This is a genomic window from Rhodopseudomonas sp. NSM, from assembly GCF_052445935.1.
GTDB lineage: Bacteria > Pseudomonadota > Alphaproteobacteria > Rhizobiales > Xanthobacteraceae > Rhodopseudomonas.
Map to the genome: position 1 here is coordinate 381,231 of NZ_JBQTCH010000003.1, position 22,017 is coordinate 403,247.

The 22,017-nt window shown below is 66.8% G+C and carries 25 protein-coding genes and 1 pseudogene; 22 read left to right on the forward strand and 4 right to left on the reverse strand.

The features are described 5' to 3' along the window. The first annotated feature begins 185 nt into the window (after nucleotides 1–185). The 3 genes from ACTZWT_RS10125 to ACTZWT_RS10135 all read left to right on the forward strand — a co-directional run bounded on the left by ACTZWT_RS10125 (nucleotide 186) and on the right by ACTZWT_RS10135 (nucleotide 2,950). On the forward strand, nucleotides 186–698 hold the full coding sequence (locus ACTZWT_RS10125; protein ID WP_444769542.1) for a YcgN family cysteine cluster protein: 513 nt from the start codon (nucleotides 186–188) through the stop codon (nucleotides 696–698). Nucleotides 699–759: 61 nt separating this feature from the next. After that, nucleotides 760–1,503 carry a sulfite exporter TauE/SafE family protein gene (locus tag ACTZWT_RS10130; protein ID WP_444769543.1) on the forward strand — a complete coding sequence of 248 codons (744 nt, stop codon included), beginning with the start codon at nucleotides 760–762 and terminating at the stop codon, nucleotides 1,501–1,503. Nucleotides 1,504–1,594: 91 nt separating this feature from the next. Further along, nucleotides 1,595–2,950: a caspase family protein gene (locus ACTZWT_RS10135; protein ID WP_444769544.1), complete on the forward strand. Its 1,356-nt coding sequence runs from the start codon at nucleotides 1,595–1,597 to the stop codon at nucleotides 2,948–2,950. Nucleotides 2,951–2,971: 21 nt separating this feature from the next. Here the strand turns inward: ACTZWT_RS10135 and ACTZWT_RS10140 are convergent, their stop codons facing one another. Beyond that, nucleotides 2,972–3,499, reverse strand: a complete 528-nt coding sequence (locus tag ACTZWT_RS10140; protein WP_444769545.1) for a hypothetical protein — start codon at nucleotides 3,497–3,499, stop codon at nucleotides 2,972–2,974. Between the two features lie 309 nt (nucleotides 3,500–3,808). Between ACTZWT_RS10140 and ACTZWT_RS10145 the strand changes: the two genes are divergently transcribed. Then, nucleotides 3,809–5,008, forward strand: a complete 1,200-nt coding sequence (locus tag ACTZWT_RS10145; protein WP_444769546.1) for a patatin-like phospholipase family protein — start codon at nucleotides 3,809–3,811, stop codon at nucleotides 5,006–5,008. Nucleotides 5,009–5,256: 248 nt separating this feature from the next. On the opposite strand, the gene ACTZWT_RS10150 is transcribed toward ACTZWT_RS10145, so the two are convergent. Then, a complete protein-coding gene (locus ACTZWT_RS10150; protein ID WP_444769547.1) occupies nucleotides 5,257–5,478 on the reverse strand; it encodes a hypothetical protein in 222 nt (73 codons plus the stop codon). Nucleotides 5,479–5,513: 35 nt separating this feature from the next. Here ACTZWT_RS10150 and ACTZWT_RS10155 point away from each other — a divergent pair, with 35 nt between their 5' ends. Next, a complete protein-coding gene (locus ACTZWT_RS10155) occupies nucleotides 5,514–5,813 on the forward strand; it encodes a BrnA antitoxin family protein (protein WP_444769548.1) in 300 nt (99 codons plus the stop codon). A 40-nt stretch (nucleotides 5,814–5,853) separates the two neighbouring features. Next, nucleotides 5,854–6,147, forward strand: a complete 294-nt coding sequence (locus tag ACTZWT_RS10160; RefSeq protein WP_444769549.1) for an addiction module antidote protein — start codon at nucleotides 5,854–5,856, stop codon at nucleotides 6,145–6,147. Between the two features lie 61 nt (nucleotides 6,148–6,208). Here ACTZWT_RS10160 and ACTZWT_RS10165 read toward each other — a convergent pair whose 3' ends face one another. Further along, nucleotides 6,209–7,213, reverse strand: a complete 1,005-nt coding sequence (locus ACTZWT_RS10165) for a linear amide C-N hydrolase (protein WP_444769550.1) — start codon at nucleotides 7,211–7,213, stop codon at nucleotides 6,209–6,211. A gap of 487 nt (nucleotides 7,214–7,700) precedes the next feature. On the opposite strand from ACTZWT_RS10165, the gene ACTZWT_RS10170 reads away from it, so the two are divergent. The 4 genes from ACTZWT_RS10170 to ACTZWT_RS10185 all read left to right on the forward strand — a co-directional run bounded on the left by ACTZWT_RS10170 (nucleotide 7,701) and on the right by ACTZWT_RS10185 (nucleotide 11,480). Beyond that, nucleotides 7,701–9,293, forward strand: coding sequence for an MDR family MFS transporter (locus ACTZWT_RS10170; protein WP_444769551.1), 1,593 nt, complete (start codon nucleotides 7,701–7,703; stop codon nucleotides 9,291–9,293). 182 nt (nucleotides 9,294–9,475) lie between these two features. Then, nucleotides 9,476–10,873, forward strand: a complete 1,398-nt coding sequence (locus ACTZWT_RS10175) for a TAXI family TRAP transporter solute-binding subunit (protein WP_444769552.1) — start codon at nucleotides 9,476–9,478, stop codon at nucleotides 10,871–10,873. 139 nt (nucleotides 10,874–11,012) lie between these two features. Next, the gene (locus ACTZWT_RS10180) at nucleotides 11,013–11,177 is read left to right on the forward strand and encodes a Flp family type IVb pilin (RefSeq protein WP_444769553.1); all 165 of its coding nucleotides are present in this window, start codon (nucleotides 11,013–11,015) and stop codon (nucleotides 11,175–11,177) included. Between the two features lie 168 nt (nucleotides 11,178–11,345). Beyond that, nucleotides 11,346–11,480 (forward strand): twin-arginine translocation pathway signal protein, encoded by a 135-nt coding sequence (locus ACTZWT_RS10185; protein ID WP_444769554.1) that lies wholly within the window; start codon nucleotides 11,346–11,348, stop codon nucleotides 11,478–11,480. Between the two features lie 268 nt (nucleotides 11,481–11,748). Here the strand turns inward: ACTZWT_RS10185 and ACTZWT_RS10190 are convergent, their stop codons facing one another. Then, the gene (locus ACTZWT_RS10190; protein WP_444769908.1) at nucleotides 11,749–12,696 is read right to left on the reverse strand and encodes a hypothetical protein; all 948 of its coding nucleotides are present in this window, start codon (nucleotides 12,694–12,696) and stop codon (nucleotides 11,749–11,751) included. A gap of 22 nt (nucleotides 12,697–12,718) precedes the next feature. On the opposite strand from ACTZWT_RS10190, the gene ACTZWT_RS10195 reads away from it, so the two are divergent. From ACTZWT_RS10195 to ACTZWT_RS10250, 12 genes and pseudogenes are all read left to right on the forward strand, one after another. Further along, on the forward strand, nucleotides 12,719–13,024 hold the full coding sequence (locus ACTZWT_RS10195) for a hypothetical protein (RefSeq protein WP_444769909.1): 306 nt from the start codon (nucleotides 12,719–12,721) through the stop codon (nucleotides 13,022–13,024). Next, nucleotides 13,017–14,288 (forward strand): DNA-packaging protein, encoded by a 1,272-nt coding sequence (locus tag ACTZWT_RS10200; RefSeq protein ID WP_444769895.1) that lies wholly within the window; start codon nucleotides 13,017–13,019, stop codon nucleotides 14,286–14,288. The genes ACTZWT_RS10195 and ACTZWT_RS10200 overlap by 8 nt, the downstream gene beginning before the upstream one ends. A 65-nt stretch (nucleotides 14,289–14,353) precedes the next feature. Further along, nucleotides 14,354–15,529, forward strand: a complete 1,176-nt coding sequence (locus ACTZWT_RS10205; protein WP_444769555.1) for a phage portal protein — start codon at nucleotides 14,354–14,356, stop codon at nucleotides 15,527–15,529. A gap of 1,363 nt (nucleotides 15,530–16,892) precedes the next feature. After that, nucleotides 16,893–17,537, forward strand: coding sequence for a hypothetical protein (locus tag ACTZWT_RS10210; protein ID WP_444769556.1), 645 nt, complete (start codon nucleotides 16,893–16,895; stop codon nucleotides 17,535–17,537). 22 nt (nucleotides 17,538–17,559) lie between these two features. Next, nucleotides 17,560–17,688: pseudogene (locus ACTZWT_RS10215) on the forward strand (phage portal protein); the annotation flags it as partial. Between the two features lie 25 nt (nucleotides 17,689–17,713). Beyond that, nucleotides 17,714–17,935, forward strand: coding sequence for a hypothetical protein (locus ACTZWT_RS10220; RefSeq protein ID WP_444769557.1), 222 nt, complete (start codon nucleotides 17,714–17,716; stop codon nucleotides 17,933–17,935). Nucleotides 17,936–17,944: 9 nt separating this feature from the next. Further along, nucleotides 17,945–18,127, forward strand: a complete 183-nt coding sequence (locus tag ACTZWT_RS10225) for a hypothetical protein (protein ID WP_444769558.1) — start codon at nucleotides 17,945–17,947, stop codon at nucleotides 18,125–18,127. A gap of 217 nt (nucleotides 18,128–18,344) precedes the next feature. Further along, complete coding sequence (locus ACTZWT_RS10230; protein ID WP_444769559.1) at nucleotides 18,345–19,001, forward strand: HK97 family phage prohead protease; 657 nt, start codon at nucleotides 18,345–18,347, stop codon at nucleotides 18,999–19,001. A gap of 98 nt (nucleotides 19,002–19,099) precedes the next feature. Next, on the forward strand, nucleotides 19,100–19,585 hold the full coding sequence (locus ACTZWT_RS10235) for a hypothetical protein (RefSeq protein WP_444769560.1): 486 nt from the start codon (nucleotides 19,100–19,102) through the stop codon (nucleotides 19,583–19,585). 260 nt (nucleotides 19,586–19,845) lie between these two features. After that, a complete protein-coding gene (locus ACTZWT_RS10240; RefSeq protein WP_444769561.1) occupies nucleotides 19,846–20,247 on the forward strand; it encodes a hypothetical protein in 402 nt (133 codons plus the stop codon). 216 nt (nucleotides 20,248–20,463) lie between these two features. Next, a complete protein-coding gene (locus ACTZWT_RS10245; protein ID WP_444769562.1) occupies nucleotides 20,464–20,868 on the forward strand; it encodes a hypothetical protein in 405 nt (134 codons plus the stop codon). 279 nt (nucleotides 20,869–21,147) lie between these two features. Beyond that, the gene (locus tag ACTZWT_RS10250) at nucleotides 21,148–22,011 is read left to right on the forward strand and encodes a hypothetical protein (protein WP_444769563.1); all 864 of its coding nucleotides are present in this window, start codon (nucleotides 21,148–21,150) and stop codon (nucleotides 22,009–22,011) included. Nucleotides 22,012–22,017: the final 6 nt, after the last annotated feature.

A 22,017-nucleotide genomic window follows, 5' to 3' on the forward strand; every position in this document is an offset into this window, starting at 1 on the left:
TGCGCCGGCGGCGCAACTCCCCCTAGAGATTTTCCGGTTCTGACAGAATCGGGACCGGGCGCCGGATTCCTGTTTTGACGCGTTTTCTTCACGCGAAGCAGAGTCCACTTCGCGCGAAAACGCTGTAGAACGGCCTCCTATCCGCATCGATGCACCGCACCACGGCTGAAAGGCTCAACCACGGCATGACCGCAGTTCCCAAGAAGACCTCCCCCCAGGACGGTTTCTTCTGGAAAACCAAAACCCTGGAAGAGATGTCCGGGGCCGAATGGGAAAGCCTGTGTGACGGCTGCGCGCGGTGCTGCCTGGAGAAGCTCGAGGACGAGGATTCCGGGCGGATCTATTTCACCCATGTCGGCTGCCGGCTGCTCGATGGCGACGCCTGTGCGTGCCGGGACTATGCGAATCGCTCGGACCGGGTGCCGGACTGCGTCCGGCTGACGCCGGAGAACGTGCGGGCGCTGAGCTGGCTGCCGCCGAGCTGCGGCTACCGGCTGGTCGCCGAGGGGCGCGATCTGTACTGGTGGCATCCGCTGATCTCGGGCGATCCGCAGACGGTGCACGACGCCGGCGTCTCGGTGCGCGGGCGGGTCGAGGCGATGGAGACCGAAGTCCCGGTCGAGGACCTCGAGGACCACATCGTGTCCTGGCCGGCGCTGCTGCCGCGGCGGGCCAAGCTGAAAACGCGGCCGGCGTGAGACGGGTCGCCGCGCCGGGTGGCCGCCCGGCGCTGCAGCGACCGGATCCGAAAGACAATCCATGACCGCACTGATCATCCTCGCCTTCGCCGGCCTGTGGGCCGGCATGCAGAACACGCTCGCCGGCGGCGGCTCGTTCGTCACGCTGCCGGCGCTGCTGCTGGCGGGGCTGTCGCCGCTGTCGGCCAACATCACCTCGACGGTGGCGCTGTTTCCCGGGCAGATGGCCTCGGGCTTCGCGGGCCGCGGCATGGTGCGCGGCGTCGGCCGGCTGTCGTTTCGCTGGCTGGTGATCATCAGCCTGATCGGCGGCGTGTTCGGTGCGCTGCTGCTGCTGATCACGCCGCCGACGCTGTTCGCCCGGATGATGCCGTGGCTGGTGCTGTTCGCGACGCTGGTGTTCGCCTGGGGCAGCTTCCTGCGCAGGCCGGCCGCGGAGGGGCGGCAGATCAGCCTGCCGCTGCTGGTCGCCGCGCAGTTCCTGATCTCGGTCTATGGCGGCTATTTCGGCGGCGGCATCGGCTTTCTGATGATGGCGGCCTTGTCGATCGCCGGCCAGAGCGCGCGCAACGCCGGCGCCACCAAGAACGCGCTCGCGGCGGCGATGAACGCCTCCGCGGTGGCGATGTTCGCGCTGTCGAGCGAGGTGAAATGGCTGGCGGTCGCGGTGCTGGCGGCGTCGTCCACCGTCGGCTATCTGCTCGGCGTCTGGGTTCTGCGCCGCGTCAACGAGAAATGGCTGCGGATCGGCGTCGTGGTGCTGGGCGTGGCGCTGACGGTCGGGCTGTTTCTGCGGCAAGTGTGAGACTCGCCACTTCCCTGGCCGGCCAAACCGGGTAGACTCCGGGGAGCGGGTGTCCGCGACGGATCTGGCTCCAGCCTGAGCGAAAATCGGGATGAGGCGTTTCGGAATCAGCCTTGCGATCGCGGCGATGGTGGTGGCGTTTCTCCATGCCCCTGCGCGCGCCGAAAAGCGCGTCGCGCTGGTGATCGGCAATTCCGGCTATCAGAACGTGTCGCGGCTCGACAACCCGCAGAACGACGCGGTGCTGATGGCCGAGACGCTCAGTGCCATCGGCTTCAAGCTGGTCGGCGGCCGCGCCCAGCTCGATCTCGACAAGCCGTCGCTCGATGCCGCCGTGCAGAATTTCGGCCGGCAGATCCAGGGCGCCGACGTCGCGCTGTTCTACTACGCCGGCCACGGCGTGCAGATCAGCGGCGCCAACTATCTGGTTCCGGTCAACGCCAATCCGACCCGCGAGGCCGATGTCGATTTCCAGATGGTCGACGTCAACGTCGTGCTGCGCCAGATGCAGGCGGCGGGAACGCGGCTGAAGATCGTGATCCTCGACGCCTGTCGCAACAACCCGTTTGGTACGCGCGGACTGCGATCCTCCGAAGGCGGCCTCGCGCAGATGCGCGCGCCCGACGGCACGCTGATTTCCTACGCGACGCAGCCCGGCAGCGTCGCGCTCGACGGCGGCGACGGCCACAGCCCGTATACGCGCGCGCTGGCCGCGACCGTGCGGCGCGCCGGGCTCGATCTGTTCCAGACCTTCAATCAGGTCGGCCTCGCGGTGATGCGCGCGACCGCCGGCGCGCAGCAGCCCTGGGTGGCGTCGTCGCCGATCGACGGCACGTTCTATTTCGTCGCGCCCGGTCCGGCCGCGCTGCAGCCTCAGCCGCCGGCTCCGACCCAGGAGGCGCGACTGACCGCGCCCGCGCCCGCGCCCGCGCGCCGCGATCCCGACCGTGCCCCGCTGACCGACGCCGACGAGCTTCGCGAACTCCGCGAGCGGCTGTACGAACGCAATTTCGATCCGGAGGTGCCGGACGGCAAGGCCGGCCTGCGCACGGCGATCGCCAAGTTCCAGGAGAAGGCGGCGATGCCGCAGACCGGGGAGGCGACCGAGGGCGTGCTCGCGCGGTTGCGCCAGACCGACGATCTGAAGCCATGGGGATCGATCGTGTACGATCCGGACAACGAGAAGTGGGGCATCTCCTGGAACCACGCGTCGCGCAAGGCGGCGGTGTCCGACGCCGATGCCAAGTGCGGCGACGCGAATTGCAAGGTCGAGCTGAGCTTCTACGGCAAGCGCTGCGGCGCTTTCGCGGTGTCGGCGATGTCGTGGTCGCTGGTCGATCGCGACACCGTCCAGGCGGCCAAGGATGCCGCATTGCAGGCGTGCGGCAAGTCCGGCAAGCCATGCCGGATCATCGGCGCGGTCTGCGCCGACGGCTCCGGCCGCTGAGGCGGGCGGCGCGGCTTATCGCTACTGCTTCGACGCGGTCCAGCGGCCGACGCAGCCGTCGGAGCGCCGGAACGAACCGGAGCCGCTGCGGGCCGAGAAACGGCCGGAGCTGGTCCAACTGATGCCATTGGCCGAGCCGGCGCCGGTGGTTGATCCGTTCGGCGCGACCCGGCCCGACGTGTACTGCCCGATGATCCGGCCGCTGGTGATGACGATCGCCTCGGTGGCGCCGCCGCAAGGCGTGCCGACGCTCGACACCGACCAGGCGCCATCGAAATTGCCGCCGCCTCCGCCGCCGCTGCCACCACCGCCGCTCTTGCGTGCGGCCGGGCGCGCAGGTGCGGCGGCCGGCTTGCTCCGCCGTGCCGGCCTGGCCGCCGGCTCGACGGTCCGCGGCGTCGCGCGCGAACCGGACAGCGACTTCTCGGTGTTGCCGATGCTGCCGCCGGCGCTGCCCGATTGCGCGGCCGCCGATCCGGGAAGACAGACGATGGTCAATGCGGCTGATAGCAGGGCGGCTCTCGTGACAGATCGAACGACGTCTTGCATGGTGCGCTGGCTTCCAGGTGATGCGGGCGTTCGCGGGCGGCTCGTCGGCAAGGTTCGCCGCTGCCGCTCCACGCGTCAAGGCCCCCATCCTTGCTCGGGACGCGCCAGGAGGCCGCATCCGAGCGTGCCCCGATCCCGGAAGAACGCGCCGATGTCATCGCGATCGTGAAGTGTGCGGCGCTACGAACAAAGCTGCGTTCCTTTTCCGGCCGCCGCAGCAGTGTTATGCTGCCCCGTATTGACGTTGTTAGTGATTGATCGGCGATTGTTTGATCACGCCTGGTCGGCGGCTCAATCGCGGAGGGCAGCATGACCGATGCTTCCGACATTTCGAACGCAGCCAGCCCGTCGGGCGAAACCGATCAGCCCGCTGCGCTGGTTTCTCCCGTCGAGCGACTGCCGACCGATCCCGCGGTCGATCGGCTCGATGACGGCATCGCGCTGTGCCTGTCGGGCGGCGGCTATCGCGCGATGGTGTTTCATCTCGGCGTACTGTGGCGGCTGCACGAGACCGGCTATCTGCAGAAGCTGACGCAGATCTCCAGCGTGTCGGGCGGCTCGATCACCGCCGGTGTCCTCGGCCTGAAATGGCGCATGCTGAGTTTCGCGCCCGGCTCGACCGTGGCGGATTTCGTGCCCAAAGTCGTCGCGCCGCTGCGCGCCTTCGCGCGCGACACCATCGACGAGGAATCGATCCTGATCGGACTGCTGCCGGGCTTCAGCGCCGCCGAACAGCTGGCGCATGCCTACGACAAGGACCTGTTCCACGGCGCCACGCTGCAGGATCTGCCCGATGCGCCGCGCTTCGTCATCAACGCCACCAATGTGCAGTCCGGCGCGCTGTGGCGATTCGCCAGGCCGTATATGCGCGACTGGCGGGTCGGCGAGGTGAAGTCGCCGACGGTGTCGCTGGCGCTCGCGGTGGCGGCATCGTCGGCCTATCCGCCGGTGCTGTCGCCGCTGCAACTCGAACTCGACCCCGCGCAGTTCACGCCGGATTCCGGCGAAGATCTGCAGCGGGTGCCCTACACCAGCCGGGTGTATCTCACCGACGGCGGCGTCTACGACAATCTCGGGCTGGAAACGGCGTGGAAGCGTTTCACCACAATCCTGGTCAGCGACGCCGGCGGCAAGTTGCAGCCCGAAGAGGAGCCGAAGACCGACTGGCCGCGCCACGCCTATCGGGTGCTCGGACTGATCGACAATCAGGTGCGCTCGCTGCGCAAGCGGCAGACCATCGCCTCGTTCAAGGCGAAGGCGCGCAAGGGCGCGTATTGGGGCATCCGCAGCGACATCGCGGACTATCATCTCGCCGAAGCGCTGCCGTGTCCGCACGACAGGACGATGCGGCTCGCCGATATCGCCACGCGGCTGAGCCGGCTCGACGACACGACGCAGGAGCGGCTGATCAACTGGGGCTACGCGATCTGCGACGCGGCGCTGCGCAAGCACGTCGACCCGACGCTGAAACCGCCGCTGCAGTTCCCGTATCCGCAGGCCGGGGTGTGACGCAGAGTACGGTTGTCAGGGGGGCACCCTCCGTAAAACTACGGCTCGGGACTATCCCAGATAGTAGACGCGCGCAGACTGTGCGACAAACAGCCCATCCGCGGCGCGCTGCGTCGCGGTCCCCTTCCTTGGGGCGTTTCCTCCCTAGACTTGGCCCGGGTGCCGATATCGGCGACCGGGCCTTTTTATTTTTGATTATGACGCGCGTCAGCCCATGGCGCCGTCCGGCCTCGAGCCGATCCGCGCGGTTACGCGCCCATCGGGACGGCCAGGGGGTCTTCAACCAGCGCTTCGTCAATCAGGATCGCGTCGTGCCCGACCGGGCGCGCGCCGGAAAGGTGCCGGGCTGATGTTGGCGGCCGCACCAAGGCGGGCATGGGGCGATTGATTGCGGTGGGACGGTTGCGAAGCGGCGTCATCGTCGTCGTTTTCGTCGAGCTCGGCACTGAAGCCGTCAGTGTGATCAGCATGCGCCCCGCAAGCCGGAAGGAAAGGAGAGGGATCGATGGCTAAGAAGACGTTGAAAACCTTCCAGCCTGGCCGGGGTTACACCAAGCAGGATTGGGACGACGCCGACAGTCCCGAACTGACCGACGAGCAGATTGCAGCGTTGCGTCCGTTGGCCGAAGTCCTGCCCGAACTCGCGGCCTCGATCCGGCGCGGGCGCGGGCCGAACAAGGCGCCGACCAAGAAGCTGGTGTCGCTGCGGCTGTCGCGCGAAGTGATCGACAAATACAAGGCCGGCGGCGACGGCTGGCAATCGCGCATCGACGCGGACCTGCGGCGGATCAACAAGATCAAGTAGCTTTCAATGGAGTATCCGCTCGCAGGAAAGGAACCAACTAGTGAAAGTCTCCAAATTCGATGCGGCTGACTATCTGAAGACGCCGGAAGCCATCGCCGCTTATCTGACGGAAGCATTCGAGACCGACGATGCGGCCTATATCTGCTCGGCGCTAGACACGGCTGCGCGCGCCAAAGGGATCGGCAGCATCGCCAAGGCCACCGGCCTGTCGCGCGAGAGCCTCTACAGGACATTCAAGGATACGGCGAAGCCGGAGTTCGAAACAGTGCGCAAGGTGATGGGATCGCTCGGCGTCAAGCTGGTCGCCGAGCCGATCGAACCTGCCGGGGCTTAGTTCGCGGCGACGATGCGTGGCGGCGGCTCGCGCCGCCGCTTTCGTGATCGTCCCACCCGCCTCACAGCCCGAGAAACTTGAACGGTTCGCTCGGTTTGAAGCGGTCGTGGACTTCGCCGGAGAAGGTGTTGCTCTGGCCGGGGCCGAGGTCGAGCTTCTGCACCGTGCCCTTGTCGGCGGAGAAGTCGATTTTGGTCAGGTCGACCCAGAACACGTTCGGGGTCAGCGCGGACTCGAAGAAGTAGAGTTTGCGCTTGTGGTCGACCACGGTGCGCCAGCGCGTCGAGGAGATGTTCGGCTGGTCGGGCGTGGTGATGCCGTAGGGCACCGAGGCGTTGCGGATCACGCCGAACACGCTGGCGATGGCTTCGACCGGATTCTCTGCTTTCGGAATCGCATCGACATAGAACGCGGCGCGGGCGAAGCGGTCGGCGGCGCGGTTGGTGCCGGGCAGCATCACGGTGCCGCCGATCTGCTTCCAGTAGGCGTTGAGCGCGAGCTGCTGATCGAAGGTCGGCGAATTGGTCATCACCTGATATTGCCGGCCGTGATGGATCACCTGCTTGCCGTCGATATATTCGATGATGGCGCTGTCGCCGCTTTTGTCCGACAGCGACAGGTGCACGGTCGCCAGCCGGTTTTCGTCGGGGAGCTGCGCGGTGACCACGGTGAACGGCTCCTTCGCCAGCGCCGCGACCGCCTCCTGCACGGTCGCGAAATTGTCGAGCACGTATTGCGGCCACAGCGACAGCGCGAGACCGGGCTTGCCGCCGTCGAGCTTCGGATAGGTCGATTCCGCCAGCCACAGCACGTTGGCCACCAGGCCGGCCTCGTTGACGCCGTCCGAGGTGGCGATGTCGTAGGCCGAGGCGATCACGCTGCCGTAGCGCGCGGTCCATTGCGTCGAATTCGGCCCGGCCTCGCCGGAGCGCTTGATGCCGCGCGGGAAGATCCACAGATTGGTGCCGATGTCGCGCGCCCAGTCCATCGAGCGCGCGGTGATCACCTGATCGCCGGCGCCGAGATAGACGAGGCGGGTGCAGGCTTCCGCGGCAGGCACGAGCATGGCGCCCGCGGCCACGAGCGCGACGACGGATGCGGGGAGGAAACGACGTCTTGACTGGAGCATGGCTGTAACTCCGATGACGGTTGAAGCGGTCTGATCGCCGCGGCGGTCGAGCCGGATAGCGTGGACGCGGTCCATGCGTCGCCCATTCGCCGAGCGTGACATGTCGGCGGAACAAATCAATTCAGCAGATGCCTCGGAGTTGAGACAACATCGACGGGCGCGATCACGCGGCGCGGCAGCCAGTCCGGCCGGGCGAGCTATCCGATACGTCCCGATCGATCGCGCCGGGCGCAGAACGGTTCGAGTGGCCGCGGGCAGGCATTGATTTCGCAGTGCGGAAAGTGCCGGTCGGCGGCGCCAGAGCGCCTTCTTCGTACGCGAACCACCCATGCGCCGAAGCCGCTGCCTCGGGCGGAGTTGATACGCTATTGAACTTCAATAGCGATTTCCCCCGATGTCAGCACCGACGAGATTCCGCGCCCGCATGAGCATGTCCGAACACCAGCGCCGCGAGCCGGTCGGCCATCTGTTGTCCGACGAAGCGGCGGCGGAACTCTCGCACATTCCCACCGAAGTGATCGAGCTCGGCGACGCGCCGCCGCTGGCGCCGGCGAATGCGCTGTCGCAGGGCGAAGTGCGCGCCATCCTGATGAGCCTGCTGCTGGCGATGTTCCTCGCCGCGCTCGACCAGACCATCGTCGCCACCGCGCTGCCGACGATCGGGCGGCAGTTCGGCGACGTCGAGAATCTGTCCTGGGTGATCACCGCCTATCTGTTGTCGTCGACCGCGGTGGCGCCGGTGTTCGGTAGCCTCGCCGACATCTATGGCCGCCGCGCCACGATCATTGCGTCGATCAGCCTGTTCATCGCCGGTTCAGTGATGTGCGCGCTGGCGCCGAACCTGCTGGTGCTGATTCTCGGCCGCGCGCTGCAGGGGCTGGGCGGCGGCGGCATCATGCCGATCGTGCAGACGGTGATTTCCGACGTGGTGACGCCGCGCGAACGTGGCCAGTATCAGGCGTACTTCTCCGCCGTCTGGGTCTCCGCCGGGATCGGCGGGCCGATCCTCGGCGGCGCCTTCGCCGAGCATCTGCACTGGTCGATGATCTTCTGGATCAACGTGCCGCTGGCGATCGGCGCGCTGGCGATGCTGCTGCCGAAGATGGCGAAGATTCCGACGTATCACCGCCGCCGCAAGGTCGACTGGCTGGGCGGCGTGTTGCTGATGGCGTCGGCGCTGGCGGTGATGCTGGTGCTGACCTGGGGCGGCACGCGGTTCTCATGGCTGTCGCCGACGATCCTGGCGCTGACCGGCGGCGCGGTGCTGCTGGCGGTGAGTTTCATCTGGCACGCGCTGCGCGCGCCCGAGCCGTTCCTGCCGCTGCAACTCATGGGCGGCACGGTGGTGCCGTGGGCGATGGCGGCCGGCGGCTTCGCGATGGGCGCGATGATCGGGCTGACGGTGCACATGCCGCTGTACTACGAGGCAGTGTATCATCTGACCGCGAGCCAGTCCGGCCTGGCGCTGATCCCGATCGCGGCGGTGTCGGTGCTGGGCGCGGCGTTCACCGGCCGGGCGATGGTGAAGGTCGAGCGCTACAAGCGGATCGCGATTCTCGGCACCGGCTTCTCGGCGCTGATGGCGGCGGCGATCGCGGTGATGACGCCGCTGCCGCTGTGGCTGTTCCTGTCGCTGCTGTCGCTGTTCTCGATCGGGCTCGGCACGGTGTTTCCGGTCACCGTGGTGTCGATCCAGAACGCGGTGGCGCGGCCGCAGATCGGCACCGCCACCGGCGCGATGAACTTCTTCCGCGCGCTGATGGCGTCGTTCACGGTGGCGGCGTTCACCGCGGTGCTGCTGATCGCGTTCGGCGGCGAGATCCAGCTCGGCGGCGCCGAGCATCGCCACGCGATCGGCGCGGTCGCTTCCGCCGACATGGTGGCGGCGTTCCGCTGGGTGTTCGCCGCGGCCGCCGCGATGCTGGCCGCCTCGGCGATCTGCGTCGCCATCATGGAAGAGCGCACGCTCGCCGGGCCGGAGCAGACCTCGCCGCCGCCGCTGGAGATGGCGGAGTAGGGACGGCCGGGCGCAGCCACCGCCCTCGGCTCCGCTCAGCGGAATTCCGATACCCGTGTTCGAAAAGCGAGTAGTCTGCCGCAGAACCGCCTTGCGGGCGCCGCAGGGCGCTCGACAATGGCGCGAGGCGCAGCCAAGCTGGACGAACGGCGTGGACGGAATGACGACGAGAGGCGGCGGTGATGGCCTCGGCTGACGGCAGCGGCGAGTCGCTGCGCAAGCGGCGGCAGCGCAATCGCACGCGGCTGCGGCTGGCGACGGTGCTGACCGTCGTTCTGCTCGGCGTCGGCGCGCTCGGCGTGGTGGCCTATCAGTTGCGGCCGGAGACGCTGCGGATCGCGGTGGGGCCGCAGGGCAGCGACGATCTCAAGCTGATCCAGGCGCTGGCGCAGAGCTTCGTGCGCGACCGCAGCGCGGTGCGGCTGACGCCGGTGGTGACCGACGGCGCGACACCCAGCATCGAGGCATGGCGGCAGGGTCGCGCCGATCTCGCCGTCACCCGCGGCGATCTCGATCTGCCGGCCGACGCCCAGGCGGTCGCGATCCTGCGCAAGAACGTGGTGACGCTGTGGTCGGCGCCAGGCAAGGGCAAGAAGGCCGGCACGGTGAAGAGCATCGCCGATCTCGCCGGCCGCAAGGTCGGCGTGATCGGGCGGACGCCGGCCAACGTCAAGCTGCTGCACGTCATCCTCGCCGAATCCGGCGTCGCGCCCGACAGGGTGCAGACCGAACAATTCGCCACCACCGCGATCGCCGACATGGCGCGCGACGAATCGCTCGCCGCTTATTTCGCGCTGGGGCCGCTCGACAGCAAGACCACCGCTGAGGCGATCGCCGCCACCGCCAAGGCGCGCGGCGAGCCGCGCTTCCTGCCGGTCGATGTGGCGGATTCGATCTCGAAGAAGTATCCGATCTACGATTCCGAAGAGATCCCCGGCAGCACCTTCTCGGCCGCGCCGGCGCGGCCCGAGGACAAGGTCGACACCGTCAGCGTCAACCATCTGATCATCGCCAAGAGCGCCTTGTCGAGCCTCGACATCGCGCAGCTCACCCGGCAGATCTTCGCCGCGCGGCAGCAGCTCGCGCGCGAGCTGCCGATCGCCGGCAAGATCGAGGCGCCCGACACCGACAAGGCCGCCGCGCTGCCGGCGCACAGCGGCGCCGCCGCGTTCATCGACGGCACCGAGCGCACCTTCATGGAGCGCAACAGCGACTACATCTGGGGTCTCGTCGTGCTGCTGTCCGGGCTCGGCTCGGCCGGCGCGTGGTTTCGCTCCTACGTCACCCGCGACGAACGCGCCGCCGGCGCAAGGATGCGCGACCGCGCGCTCGCGCTGGTCGCCAAGGCCCGCAAGGCGCATTCGCTCGACGAACTCGACGCCATGCAGCACGAGATCGATCGCATCCTGCGCGACATGCTGGAGTGCTACGACGACGGTGCGATCGATGATCTGGCGCCGTTCGACCTGGTGCTCGAGCAGTTTCACCACGCCGTCGCCGACCGGCGCAAGACGCTGACGATGCCGAGCGGCGGGATCGCGCCGGCGCATCCGGATGCCTTCGGCGTCCCGGGCGCATAGCCGCGGGTGATTCCGATCGCTGGTGGGCGTCCGGCATGGAACCGGTCAATGCTCCGGTAATCATTGCGCTCTAGTTTGGGCGCACCCCGCGCGGAAGAAACCGCGAAGCCCGAGCCTGGGCGCATGGCAGGAGACGACGGTGCGACGCCTGATTTCCCGATTCATTTCCGACACCTCCGGCGCCACCGCCATCGAATATGCGCTGATTGCGGCCGGACTCAGCATCGTGATCGCCGTCACGGTCAACGGACTCGGCGCCAAACTCAACAACAACTACACCGCGGTGAATTCCGCCCTCAAATAGGCTCGCGCGGCGCGGGGCTTCCCTGCGCGTCCGCGAACCCGCGGGGCCACCGGCCGGATGGTTAAACAGCGCTGACGATCGGGCCCGCAATTCCCGGCATTTCGCGACGTCAATTTTCAGACCCGCCGGTTATCACCGCCCCCATTCAAACAGGAATGCGGGATCACCATGCAGCAAATCGAACTCCATACCGGCCCGTTCGGCCGGCTCACCAGACGCGACATCATGGTGGCGCTGGCGATCGCCGCGATCACGCTGCTGCTGGCGCCGGTGATCGGACTGATGCTGCTGCTGGTCGGCTGACGCGCACCTCGCGCGGCGGCGGCTTCGGCTCGGAATCGATCGCAGGAAAATAGTCCTTGACAGCGTGACGCTGCTGCAGTAGGGTTCGGGCATACTCCACAATTGGGTTCGCGGGACGAAGCGCCGACCGGCGCGACTCCGGTCCGTTGCCTGACCTCAACTTCATCTCGACTTTCCTGACCGAACTGATTCGCCGACGGCTCCGGAACGGCGCTGTGCCGGCAGGAACATCGCAGATTGTCGCGCGTTGGCGGTCGGAGATGCCAATTCAGGGCAGCGGATGATTCAGCAGGAGGCGTTTGATGGCAGGCAAGGATCCGAGGCACGTCGAAACAACGACTGCGACCGAAGCAAGGCAGGGCGAACGCGGCCCCTCGATGCTGCTGCTGCTGATGGTCAGCACCGGCCTGGCCATCCTGATTCTCGGTGTGATCTGGTTCGTCTGGTTCCGCGTCTGATCGATTTCCAGGTCGAGGCCCGGCGCGCGGCGAACGCCGTCGTGGTCTCGCGCCGTTCGGCCGGCTGATAGAGCCGCGCATTCGACTTCTGCGATCGTGCCGGTCTCGGCCGATTGCGGCCCCCACGAGCACCTGAGCCGATCGCCGCTTCCGGCGATCCTTAAGCGAGGGCCTCTCAACATGCCCGTCACCCGTAACCGCGCGCCGGCGACCAAGCCGGCGGCGCGCTCCGTCGTGCGCGCGCCAGGCAACGCACCTGCGAAACGACTCGCCACGATCAAGACGACATCGCGAAAGGTCGATGCGACCGTCCGGCTCGATCCGTCCGATGAGGACGGCCGGGCCCGGGTCGACCGGATCCTGACCCGATCCGAGCGAACAGCGGCGGCGAAGCCGCTTGCGCCGAAGACGCCCGCGCCGAAGAGGTCTGCGCCGGAGACGGTGACAAAGCGCAGGACGCCGGCGAGCAAATCCGTCGATCCGGCTGCAGCCAAGCCTGCGACGGCGAAGACGACGGGTCGGGCAACCGCCACGACGAAGACCACGATCGCCGGCAAGGCCGCCGCCTCGACCGATGTCGCAGGGCAGGGCGCCGCGAAGAAGCGCGCCGCCCGGAAGACTGCTGCAAAGACCCCTGTCGAGACGGCGAGCGCCGGGGCGACGGCGCCGATCGCCGAATCGGTCGATCGCGATGCGGCACCGCCGCCGCGCCGCCGCGGGCCGAGCGGCGTGACCCGGACCGCGGTCGATTGCTGCAACGACCCGCCGCCTTTGAGCGGCGTGCCGCTGATCGATCGCGTCGGACGCGCCGCCGAGCGCGAGATCGAGCGGATCGAAGTGATCGTCGGCGGCAACCACATCAAGCCCGGGCAGCGTACCGAAGCGGAGCGTCGCGCCCGCACGCTGGCGTCGCTCGCCCGCACGCTCGCCGCGCTACGCACGCTGCGCAACGACGAGCAGCGCAGGAGTTCGCGCGATGACGACGCCGTTCCCCGAGACCTCGACGAGCTGCGGCGCGCGCTTTCGCGACGACTGGAACAGTTGGTCGCAGGCGCAGCGCGACTACCTGCTCCAGGGGATGAGTGAGGCGGAGCTCGCTTTTCTCGACGCCCAGTGGGACGTGTTCGCGCATGATCACCAGCGCCCGCCGGAGCTGGCGCCGAACGGCGCGCCGTGGCTGACCTGGCTGCTGATCGGCGGCCGCGGCGCCGGCAAGACCCGCGGCGGCGCCGAATGGATCCGCTGCCAGGCGCTCGGGCTCGCTCCGTTCGCGCGTGAGCCGGTGGCGCGGATCGCGCTGGTCGGCGAGACCGAGCACGACGTCCGCGAAGTGATGATCGAGGGCGTGTCCGGCCTGCTGGCGGTGCATCCGCCGGATCAGCGCCCGAGCTGGCAGCCGTCGCGGAAGCGATTGGAATGGAGTAACGGCGCGGTGGCGCAGGCGTTCTCCGCCGACGACCCCGAAAGCCTGCGCGGGCCGCAATTCTCCTGCGCCTGGTCGGACGAGATGGCGAAATGGCGCTACGCGCAGGACGCGTTCGACATGCTGCAATTCGGGCTGCGGCTGGGCTCCCAGCCGCGGCAACTGATCACCACGACGCCGCGGCCGACCGCGCTGCTGAAACGATTACTTAGCGATCGATCGGCGGTGACGACGCACGCGCCGACCCGCGCCAACGCGCTGAATCTGGCGCCGACGTTCCTCGAGGGCGTGATGGCGCGCTACGCCGGCACAAGGCTCGGGCGGCAGGAGCTCGACGGCGAACTGATCGAGGACCGACCCGACGCGCTGTGGTCGCGCGCGCTGATCGAAGCGTGCCGTGTTGCTGAAGCGCCTTCGCTGGCGCGGATCGTCGTCGCGGTCGATCCGCCGGTGTCGTCGGGCAGGCGCGCGGATTCCTGCGGCATCGTCGCCGCAGGCATCGCCGAGAACGGCATCGTCTATGTGCTCGCCGACGACAGCGTCGCGGCGGCGACGCCGACGCTGTGGGCCAGCAAGGCGATCGCGCTGTGGCGACGGCTCGACGCCGACGCGCTGGTGGTCGAGATCAACCAGGGCGGCGACATGGTGAAAGCGGTGATCCACGAGATCGACGCCGGCGCGCCGGTGACGCCGGTGCGCGCCTTCCGCGGCAAATGGCTGCGCGCCGAGCCGGTCGCGACGCTGTACGCGCAGGGCCGCGTCAAGCACGCCGGCTGTTTCGCCGCGCTCGAAGACGAGATGGCCGATTTCGGCACCTCGGGCCTCTCCAACGGCCGCTCGCCGGACCGCCTCGACGCGCTGGTCTGGGCCGTAAGCCACCTCGCGCTCGCCCCGCGCGCGCCCGAGCCGCGGGTGCGGATGCTGTGAAGACGCGCCCGGGGCAAGGGGTTGAACTGAAACGTAGTTCGGAAAATCGGAAGCGGAAATCCAACATGCTCGATCGTCTCAAGGCCTTTCTGGCGCCGCCTGAAGTCAAAGCCTCGCGCACCGCAAAATTGCTGGCGTTCGAAACCGGGGGCGTTGCGCGATGGACGCCACGCGACTACGCCGCGCTGGCACGCCAGGGATACGTGTCCAACGCGGTGGTGCATCGCTGCGTGCGGCTGATCGCCGAGAACGCGGCGGCGTGTACGTTTCTGGTGTTCGACGGCGCGCAGGAGAAGGAGGCGCATCCGCTGGCGCAACTGATCGCGCGGCCGAATCCGCGGCAGGACGGCGCGGCGCTGTTCGAGACGGTGGTGGCGCATCTGCTGCTCGCCGGCAACGCCTATGTCGAAGCCGTCACGCTCGGCGACGCGGTGCACGAACTCTACGCGCTGCGGCCGGACCGGATGAAGGTGGTGCCCGGGCCGGACGGCTGGGCCGCGGCCTACGACTACGCGGTCGGCGGCCGCAGCGTGCGGTTCGATCAGCACGCGTCGCCGCTGCCGCCGATCCTGCATCTGACGTTCTTTCATCCGCTCGACGATCACTACGGCCTCGCGCCGCTCGAAGCCGCCGCGGTCGCGGTCGACACCCACAACGCCGCGGCGCGCTGGAACAAGGCGCTCTTGGACAATTCGGCACGGCCCTCCGGCGCGCTGATGTATGCCGGGCCGGAGGGCGCGGTGCTCTCCGACGAGCAGTTCGGCCGGCTGAAGCGCGAACTGGAGACGACCTATGAGGGCGCCGCCAATGCCGGGCGGCCGCTGCTGCTGGAGGGCGGGCTCGACTGGAAGCCGATGGCGCTGTCGCCCAAGGACATGGATTTCCTCGAAGCCAAGCACGCCGCCGCGCGCGAGATTGCGCTCGCCTTCGGCGTGCCGCCGATGCTGCTCGGCATCCCCGGCGACAACACCTTTGCCAACTATCAGGAAGCCAATCGCAGCTTCGTCCGCCAGAGCGTGCTGCCGCTGGCGACCCGGATCGGCAATGCGCTGGCGCAATGGCTGGCGCCGCAATTCGGCGACGGCATCCGCCTCGTGATCGACACCGACCGCATCGACGCGCTGGCGAGCGACCGCGTCGCGCTGTGGGAGCGCGTCAGCGCCGCGCCGTTCCTGACGCTGAACGAAAAACGCGAAGCCGTCGGCTACGCGCCGCTGGAGGGCGGCGACCGGCTGGGGTGAGGGCGGGGCAGGAAGGCTGAGACTGCCGTGATGCAAACGCCGGTCGCGCAGCCCTGACGCGATCGCGCCGCTCTGTTGTCATCCCAAACAAGCGGGTGATCCCCATGATCGACCAATGAGCAGCGTGGCTCGCGCATCAGCGCGACCGCTGGATGCGATCCGATGCGCAGCGCTTCATGCGGCCCGACGCCGCCCGCTGGATCAGGCCCGACATCGCCCGCTATCTCCTGCCGGGGACTGATCCGTCGGACGTCTTTCCCGCGCTCGACCGCAAATTCAATCCGAACCAGCCGCGTATTCCGGCAGGGCAAACCGGCGGTGGGCGATGGACGGATGGTGGTGCAAACGGCAGCAGCATTATCTCGGGGCGCAACGATCCTCGGGTGATTTCGGATGCCGACCCCGCAGTTGTCGCAGCGGGTCAGCAATTCGCTCAGGCCGGTGGCAGACGAAGTGGGACGCTCGTTCGGATAAACGGGCGAACATTCGAACTCACTCCGGGTCAAGAGGCAGAACTACAGGCTGTGCAGGCGAGGGCGGATAGCGCACTTGCTCGTGTTCGCCAACTCGATCCGGCCTGGAAGCCGACGCCAAACACTTATGACACTGTCGAGGGTAGGATCGAAGCTTATCGCATTGAGGCGAGACAGGCTCGGGATCGAATCGACGAATTGAGCCGCATGGGCATCGGAACGGGTCCTTTCGCCGCAGAGTCGCTTCCTGCACGGGGACCAGATCGAAACTTCACGGCGGATGAGCATAGGGGAATCAACCGTATCGGGTTGGAGACGGGTTGCCAGACGTGCGGTACCCGCGATCCAGGGACGCCACGTGGAAATTTTGTCATCGACCATCAGCCGCCGACTGCCCTAAATTCCATCGGTCTTGCTCAGCGCCTATACCCGCAGTGTCTATCGTGCAGCTTGAAGCAAGGCGGATATGTCTCCTATCTGAAAGGACGTCGCTAGAATGCCCGTCTCATGCGACATAGCCCCGTTGAATTCGCTTGTCCTCATTCACGGCGCGCGTGGGTGGACGCCTCCGTTGCCTGTCGATGGTCAATTGATTTGGTCGACGCCGAGCTGCGTCGCAACTGCCTGCTTTCCGGAGGTCGAGGGGCCGACAAAGATCGTCATGGGAGCTGCGCCGGAGGTGAACCCTGGCACGGACCCGGTTTTCACCGGGCTACTCGAAACGCCGGACCGGCTTGTCACCATCAGCACCGTTTCCGATGATAGCCCTATCCTGTCGTACGAGACACCCGATGTCGTCACAACAGTCAGAATTTGGCACAGTCATCCTCGGTGGCCGGAGATTGTCACGGTTGGGCTTGGCTGAGTGAGCTTAACCGCGCCGGCCTACGATGTCTTCGCTGACCAAGATATTCTCGCAAGTGGATTTGGAAGGGAGCGTGGCTGCGCTGGCAAGTGAAATGAGGAAGAGAACGAGTTCCGACAGATTTCCCTGGGATGGCTGGCCTTCACTAACCGAGTTGGAGCCGCTGTTTCTCGCCCCGGACGATCAGAGGTGGCCCTATTGGAAGGGCTACGATGAGTGGGCGTTGTATATCGAAGGGTTGGACGGCACCGATGGCTTGCCCGATGTCGATCAGGGCAAGGTGTATCTGACGATGACTGGCACGCCCGATTTTGGCGTCATGCTCTCCTACGAAAAGTGGGACGGGCGAACAATGCAGTCGCAGGATTGTTTCTCCAAGGGCGACATGAGCCGCATCCGGGAATGGCTGCGGACGCTGCATGACGATCTGCGCCCAATCGGTCTGTTCATTCCCTACGCGCAAGCCTGGCCCGCCGTGAAGGAGTTCATGGAGCGCGACGGCGAGCTGCCGACCAGCATCGAGTGGGTCGACGCCGAAGCTTTGCCGCCGAATACGTTTCGCTTTCCGGGATTCTTTCGGCCGGGCCCGGAGCCGCGGGTGCTGCGCGAGGAAGACATCAACGACGAATCGCCGGACGGCAGTGATCCGTTCAAATCCTTGCGCGGCTGAGCGGCGGGCGAACGGTTCTCCCATCGCCCCGCTGGCGAGCGACCGCGTCGCGTTGTGGGAACGCGTCAGCGCCGCGCGGTTCCTGACGCTCAACGAAAAACGCGAAGCCGTCGGCTACGCGCCGCTGGAGGGCGGCGACCGGCTGGGGTGAGGGCGCTCGGACGAGGTACGCGAACATGTCCGACCTGATCAGGACGTTCACCGAGCGCGGCGATCTCGCGCATCTCGCATTGCTGCTGTGGGCCTTTGCGGCGTCGGCGGGGCTGTGGTTCGCGCTGCGCGAGCTGGCGGCGGCGTCGCGGCGGTTCGACGATTTCGTCCACGCGCTGGAATTGTTCAACCGCCGGGCTCGGCGGCGCCGCGCGCCGGTGGCGCACGACGATGATCCCACCGACTAGGAGGCTGCGATGGAGCGACTGCACCAGGTGCTGAGCGCGATCCGCGTCGAGACCAAATCCGCCAGGGATCATCACCACGTGTTCCGCGAATTCCTCGACCACCTCGACCAGGCGCAGCGCAAACCGCTGGCCAAGCGCCCGCGGCTCAAGGCCACAGCGACGCGCCGCCGCGCGGCGAAGCGGGCGAAGTAACAACGCGGCCCCGTGTCCCGCACGCGGTGCAACGCGAAGCGTTGCGCCGCAGATGCGGGACCCCGGTTTCCGCGATCGCGGCGTGTCGCGAAACCGGGACCCCGGATCTGCGACGCGGCACTGCGCGCCGCATCGCGTCCGGGGCACGGCTGCAAATCCTTCCGTCGCCTTCAATCGCTCGAACTCGTCATCACTCCGCTCATTTGCGAGGCCGCTGATGCTTGCCCCGTTGTCCGATGCCGGGCTCGCGCCGGCGCGTCTGATGCTGGCTGCCGACGGCAGCATCGAAGGCTATGCCAGCCTGTTCGGCGAGATCGACCAGGCGCGCGACATGGTGATGCCGGGCGCGTTCACGCAGACGCTGAAGCACCGCGGTGTGCGAAAAATCCCGATGCTGTTCCAGCACGACCCGAGCGAGCCGGTCGGAATCTGGCTCGACCTCGTCGAGGATTTTCGCGGCCTCCGCGCGCGCGGCCGGCTGATCCCCGACGTCGCGCGCGGACGTGAACTCCTTGCATTGCTGCGCGAGGGCGCGATCGACGGGCTGTCGATCGGCTATCGCACCGTGCGCGGCCAGATCGACCCGAAGACGCGGGTGCGGCGGCTGTATCAGGTCGACCTCTGGGAAATCTCGATCGTCACCTTTCCGCTGCTGAACGGCGCGCGCGTCGGCACCGTCAAGCAGACGCCGCGCCTGTCGCTGCAACGCCGCGTCGCGGAAGCGGCATGGCGCAGCATGCAGAGCGCGCCATCGCAATCGGCCAGCGCCGCGGATGCACCGGCGTTGCCCGCGCGGCGCGGGCGGACGGCCCTGACGCTGTCCTCCCGCGCCGATCGCAAGCGCGCCTTCGCAGGGATCAGCCGGAGCCGGTGAGACGCGCTGACCTCGCCGGACCGGCGGGGCTAGGCCGTCCAGCAACTGCGCCCAGGATCAGATCCCTTCACTCACTTCCCGATCGACAGAGCCAACACATGTGGCGCGCGACCGAGAGCACCGCGGCGCATCAGCGCGCGCGCTTCATGCAGCCGAATGCGACGCTCTGGATGCGCCCGGACGCCGAGCGTTGGATCAGGCCCGACGTCGCGCGTTTTCTCGCGCCGGGTGCCCTGCCGGAAGATGTCTTCCCTGCACTGGATCGCAAGTACAACCCAAACCAACCGCGGGTGCCGAAGGGCAATCCGGACGGCGGCGAGTGGACGCTTGGCGGGCTTGGAGCGCGCTGGTCCATCGATCTGACGGGTGTCCCGTCCGATCTTTCAGGCCGACCCCCGGCTCGAGTTCGCCTCGCCCAAATAGGCAAGCTGATCACTGATATCTTTGGATTGCCGTATTACGAACCAGGCGGTCATCACGAGGCCGCCAGGGCCATGTACACCAAGTGGGACCTTCGACCGGAAACGCGAAAGGTCTTTGACAATTCGACGACGGGTAAGTTACCGAGCGGTAAGTGGGTGTAGTCGTTGGATGGTGGTCTCCTCCGTGAGCACTATTGGGATAAGCGTCACGCGGCGTACAATAAGGCTGTCGAAGAACTAAGCGAACGCTTTCTTGAAGAGAAGAAAATTACGCCTAAGATGATGACGCCACACCAAGCGGAAGAATTGTGCGCGCGGATCAGACTGTCGGAAGTGCCCGAAATCAAAGACTACAACCGCGCGATCCGAATGTTGAGGCAGGTGTATCGACTTAGATACGGTCGAGAGTAGCGGAGGTCAATTTGACGAACTCCAGGATCCGTTTCAGTCGCGAAGAATTCGTGCCGCTTTGGACCGCGCTGCGCGAGCGTATCATCGCTTGTTTCGAAAGCACGGGTAAGATCATCGATCCTTTCGGTCGAAGGGACTTCTGGGTGGTCGACGAGGACCTCGGCGTCGCGCTGGTGGAAGTCGAGATCATGACACTCGACCTGCTCGATCCGCCGGTGATCTACGCCCTGCGCGACCTGCTGCAAGAGTATCCGGGCTTCGCCATCACCGTGTCGGTGGTGCCGCCTGGTGGCGCCAAGTGGCCCGGAATGGGCATCTCGCTGTTTCAAGGCGAGATCATCGACGGGTTGAAGCGCTCCTTTCTGCCGCCGCCCTATCGAAATCTGCACTACCTGGGATCTCGTCCAGAATAGCCGTGTCCGTGCGGCGTCGCGGGACCTGACTGCGTTCTTCGACGGTGACCAGCGAAGATAACCAGCAGCTCGAGTGGCCGGTCCTGAATGCTCGGATCGACCGTATCCGAGATTTCAACCGCGCGATGCGGATGTTAAGGGTCATCGCGAAAATGTGGCTCGGGCGGGAATGAGAGGAGCGGCGACGCGGCTGGCCACAAACGGGAATGGCGGCTGTTGCACCATGCCATCGTGCAGGTGATCGACAGTTATGTCTGCGAGCGCGCGAAAGCTGGTCGCGCGGTCTGGGTGTCTTCGAAACGTAGTCCGGGCTGTTATTCTCAGTTCATCACCTTGTACGACATCCAGTTGTTGCAGCCGGAGATGCTGGCTGCGTTGCAGACGTTGCTCGCCGGGTATCGCGACTGGTCGATTGAAATCCAGGTTGCTGCCCCGGACGGGGAGCGCACATGGGATTGGCGCGACATGACGATCGATATTTCGCACGATCGTATCATCGACCGGCTTCAGCATGATCTGTTGCCACCGCATCTGCGGCAGGTGCGGTTCGGGACGACGATCGATGAGTACAACGAGGAGCTCGCCGCGACGGTGCGGCGGCTGATGCGCAAGCCCGTCTAAGAAGCGCCTCCCGGCGCCCACCCGCCATAGTACAGACAGATCGATACGAAGACACGGGTGCGACGGCTGTATCAGGTCGATCTCTGGGCGATCTCGATCGTCACGCTTCCGCTGCTCGCCGGCGCGCGCGTGCCACCGTCAAACACACGCCGCTGCAATCGCCGCAGTTCGCGTCATCGCGATCGGCCAGCGCCGCGGATGGACCGGCGCGAGATCGTAAGGCAGCCACGCGTTCCATCGGGTCTTTCGCTCCACTCACCAATCAATCGAGGTCGACACATGTGGCGCTCCAGCGACAGCACCGCCGCGCATCAGCGCGCGCGCTTCATGCAACCAGATGCGGCACGCTGGATGCGGCCGGATGCCGAGCGATGGATCCGGCCCGATGTCGCGCGCTTTCTCGCGCCCGGCACCGACCCCGCGACGATCTTCCCGGCGCTCGACCGCAAGTACAGCCCGAACCAGCCGCGGGTACCGGCCGGAAACCCGGATGGCGGGCAGTGGACGAATGGCGAACTGGGAGGAGGGGCTTCGTCTGCCCGCCCGGGGCGCAATGATCCGCGCGTGATTTCCGACGCTGACCTCGAGCCCGTCAAGCCTGGGCAGCAACACGCTCAAGCGCGCGGGCGGCGCGGTGGCGGGACGGTCATCATCAACGGCCAGCGGTTCGAATTGACGCCGGGGCAAGGAGCACGGCTGACAGCGGTGCAAGCTCGCGCTGACGCTGCGATCGCTCGGGTGCGGGAAGCCGAACCCTCGTGGAAGCCGCCCCCCAATGACTACCAGACGCCGGAGGGGATGATCCGGGCCTATGAGGCCGACGCTGCGGTCGCCCAGGCGAGAATCAATCAATTGGCAGCGGGAGGAGCCCTGCCGGGCCCGTACGCCGGCGAATCAATTTCGGCAAGAGGGCCGAATCGGGATTTTCGAGCTTCGGAACGACGCGAGATCAATCGAATTGGCGCCGACACCGGCTGCCACACTTGTGGAAAGTTGGAACCCGGGACCAGCCTTGGTAACTTCGTCGCAGACCACCAACTCCCGACCAATATCAATCCGATCAGCCGTGCACAGCGTCTCTATCCGCAATGTCTTTCGTGTAGTCGGAAGCAAGGACCGTTTGTCCGCGACCTGAAGAAGTAGTCCGCC

Excerpts from the sequence above, each read along its gene's own strand:
- ACTZWT_RS10225 (WP_444769558.1), top strand. The coding sequence starts at position 17,945 with ATGGAGCGACTGCACCAGGTGCTGAGCGCGATCCGCGTCGAGACCAAA.
- ACTZWT_RS10135 (WP_444769544.1), top strand. The coding sequence starts at position 1,595 with ATGAGGCGTTTCGGAATCAGCCTTGCGATCGCGGCGATGGTGGTGGCG.
- ACTZWT_RS10185 (WP_444769554.1), top strand. The coding sequence starts at position 11,346 with ATGCAGCAAATCGAACTCCATACCGGCCCGTTCGGCCGGCTCACCAGA.
- ACTZWT_RS10210 (WP_444769556.1), top strand. The coding sequence starts at position 16,893 with ATGTCTTCGCTGACCAAGATATTCTCGCAAGTGGATTTGGAAGGGAGC.
- ACTZWT_RS10235 (WP_444769560.1), top strand. The coding sequence starts at position 19,100 with ATGTGGCGCGCGACCGAGAGCACCGCGGCGCATCAGCGCGCGCGCTTC.
- ACTZWT_RS10165 (WP_444769550.1), bottom strand. The coding sequence starts at position 7,213 with ATGCTCGTGCCTGCCGCGGAAGCCTGCACCCGCCTCGTCTATCTCGGC.
- ACTZWT_RS10130 (WP_444769543.1), top strand. The coding sequence starts at position 760 with ATGACCGCACTGATCATCCTCGCCTTCGCCGGCCTGTGGGCCGGCATG.
- ACTZWT_RS10150 (WP_444769547.1), bottom strand. The coding sequence starts at position 5,478 with ATGCTGATCACACTGACGGCTTCAGTGCCGAGCTCGACGAAAACGACG.
- ACTZWT_RS10250 (WP_444769563.1), top strand. The coding sequence starts at position 21,148 with ATGTGGCGCTCCAGCGACAGCACCGCCGCGCATCAGCGCGCGCGCTTC.
- ACTZWT_RS10220 (WP_444769557.1), top strand. The coding sequence starts at position 17,714 with ATGTCCGACCTGATCAGGACGTTCACCGAGCGCGGCGATCTCGCGCAT.
- ACTZWT_RS10175 (WP_444769552.1), top strand. The coding sequence starts at position 9,476 with ATGGCCTCGGCTGACGGCAGCGGCGAGTCGCTGCGCAAGCGGCGGCAG.
- ACTZWT_RS10125 (WP_444769542.1), top strand. The coding sequence starts at position 186 with ATGACCGCAGTTCCCAAGAAGACCTCCCCCCAGGACGGTTTCTTCTGG.
- ACTZWT_RS10200 (WP_444769895.1), top strand. The coding sequence starts at position 13,017 with ATGAGTGAGGCGGAGCTCGCTTTTCTCGACGCCCAGTGGGACGTGTTC.
- ACTZWT_RS10205 (WP_444769555.1), top strand. The coding sequence starts at position 14,354 with ATGCTCGATCGTCTCAAGGCCTTTCTGGCGCCGCCTGAAGTCAAAGCC.
- ACTZWT_RS10145 (WP_444769546.1), top strand. The coding sequence starts at position 3,809 with ATGACCGATGCTTCCGACATTTCGAACGCAGCCAGCCCGTCGGGCGAA.
- ACTZWT_RS10155 (WP_444769548.1), top strand. The coding sequence starts at position 5,514 with ATGGCTAAGAAGACGTTGAAAACCTTCCAGCCTGGCCGGGGTTACACC.
- ACTZWT_RS10140 (WP_444769545.1), bottom strand. The coding sequence starts at position 3,499 with ATGCAAGACGTCGTTCGATCTGTCACGAGAGCCGCCCTGCTATCAGCC.
- ACTZWT_RS10230 (WP_444769559.1), top strand. The coding sequence starts at position 18,345 with ATGCTTGCCCCGTTGTCCGATGCCGGGCTCGCGCCGGCGCGTCTGATG.
- ACTZWT_RS10170 (WP_444769551.1), top strand. The coding sequence starts at position 7,701 with ATGAGCATGTCCGAACACCAGCGCCGCGAGCCGGTCGGCCATCTGTTG.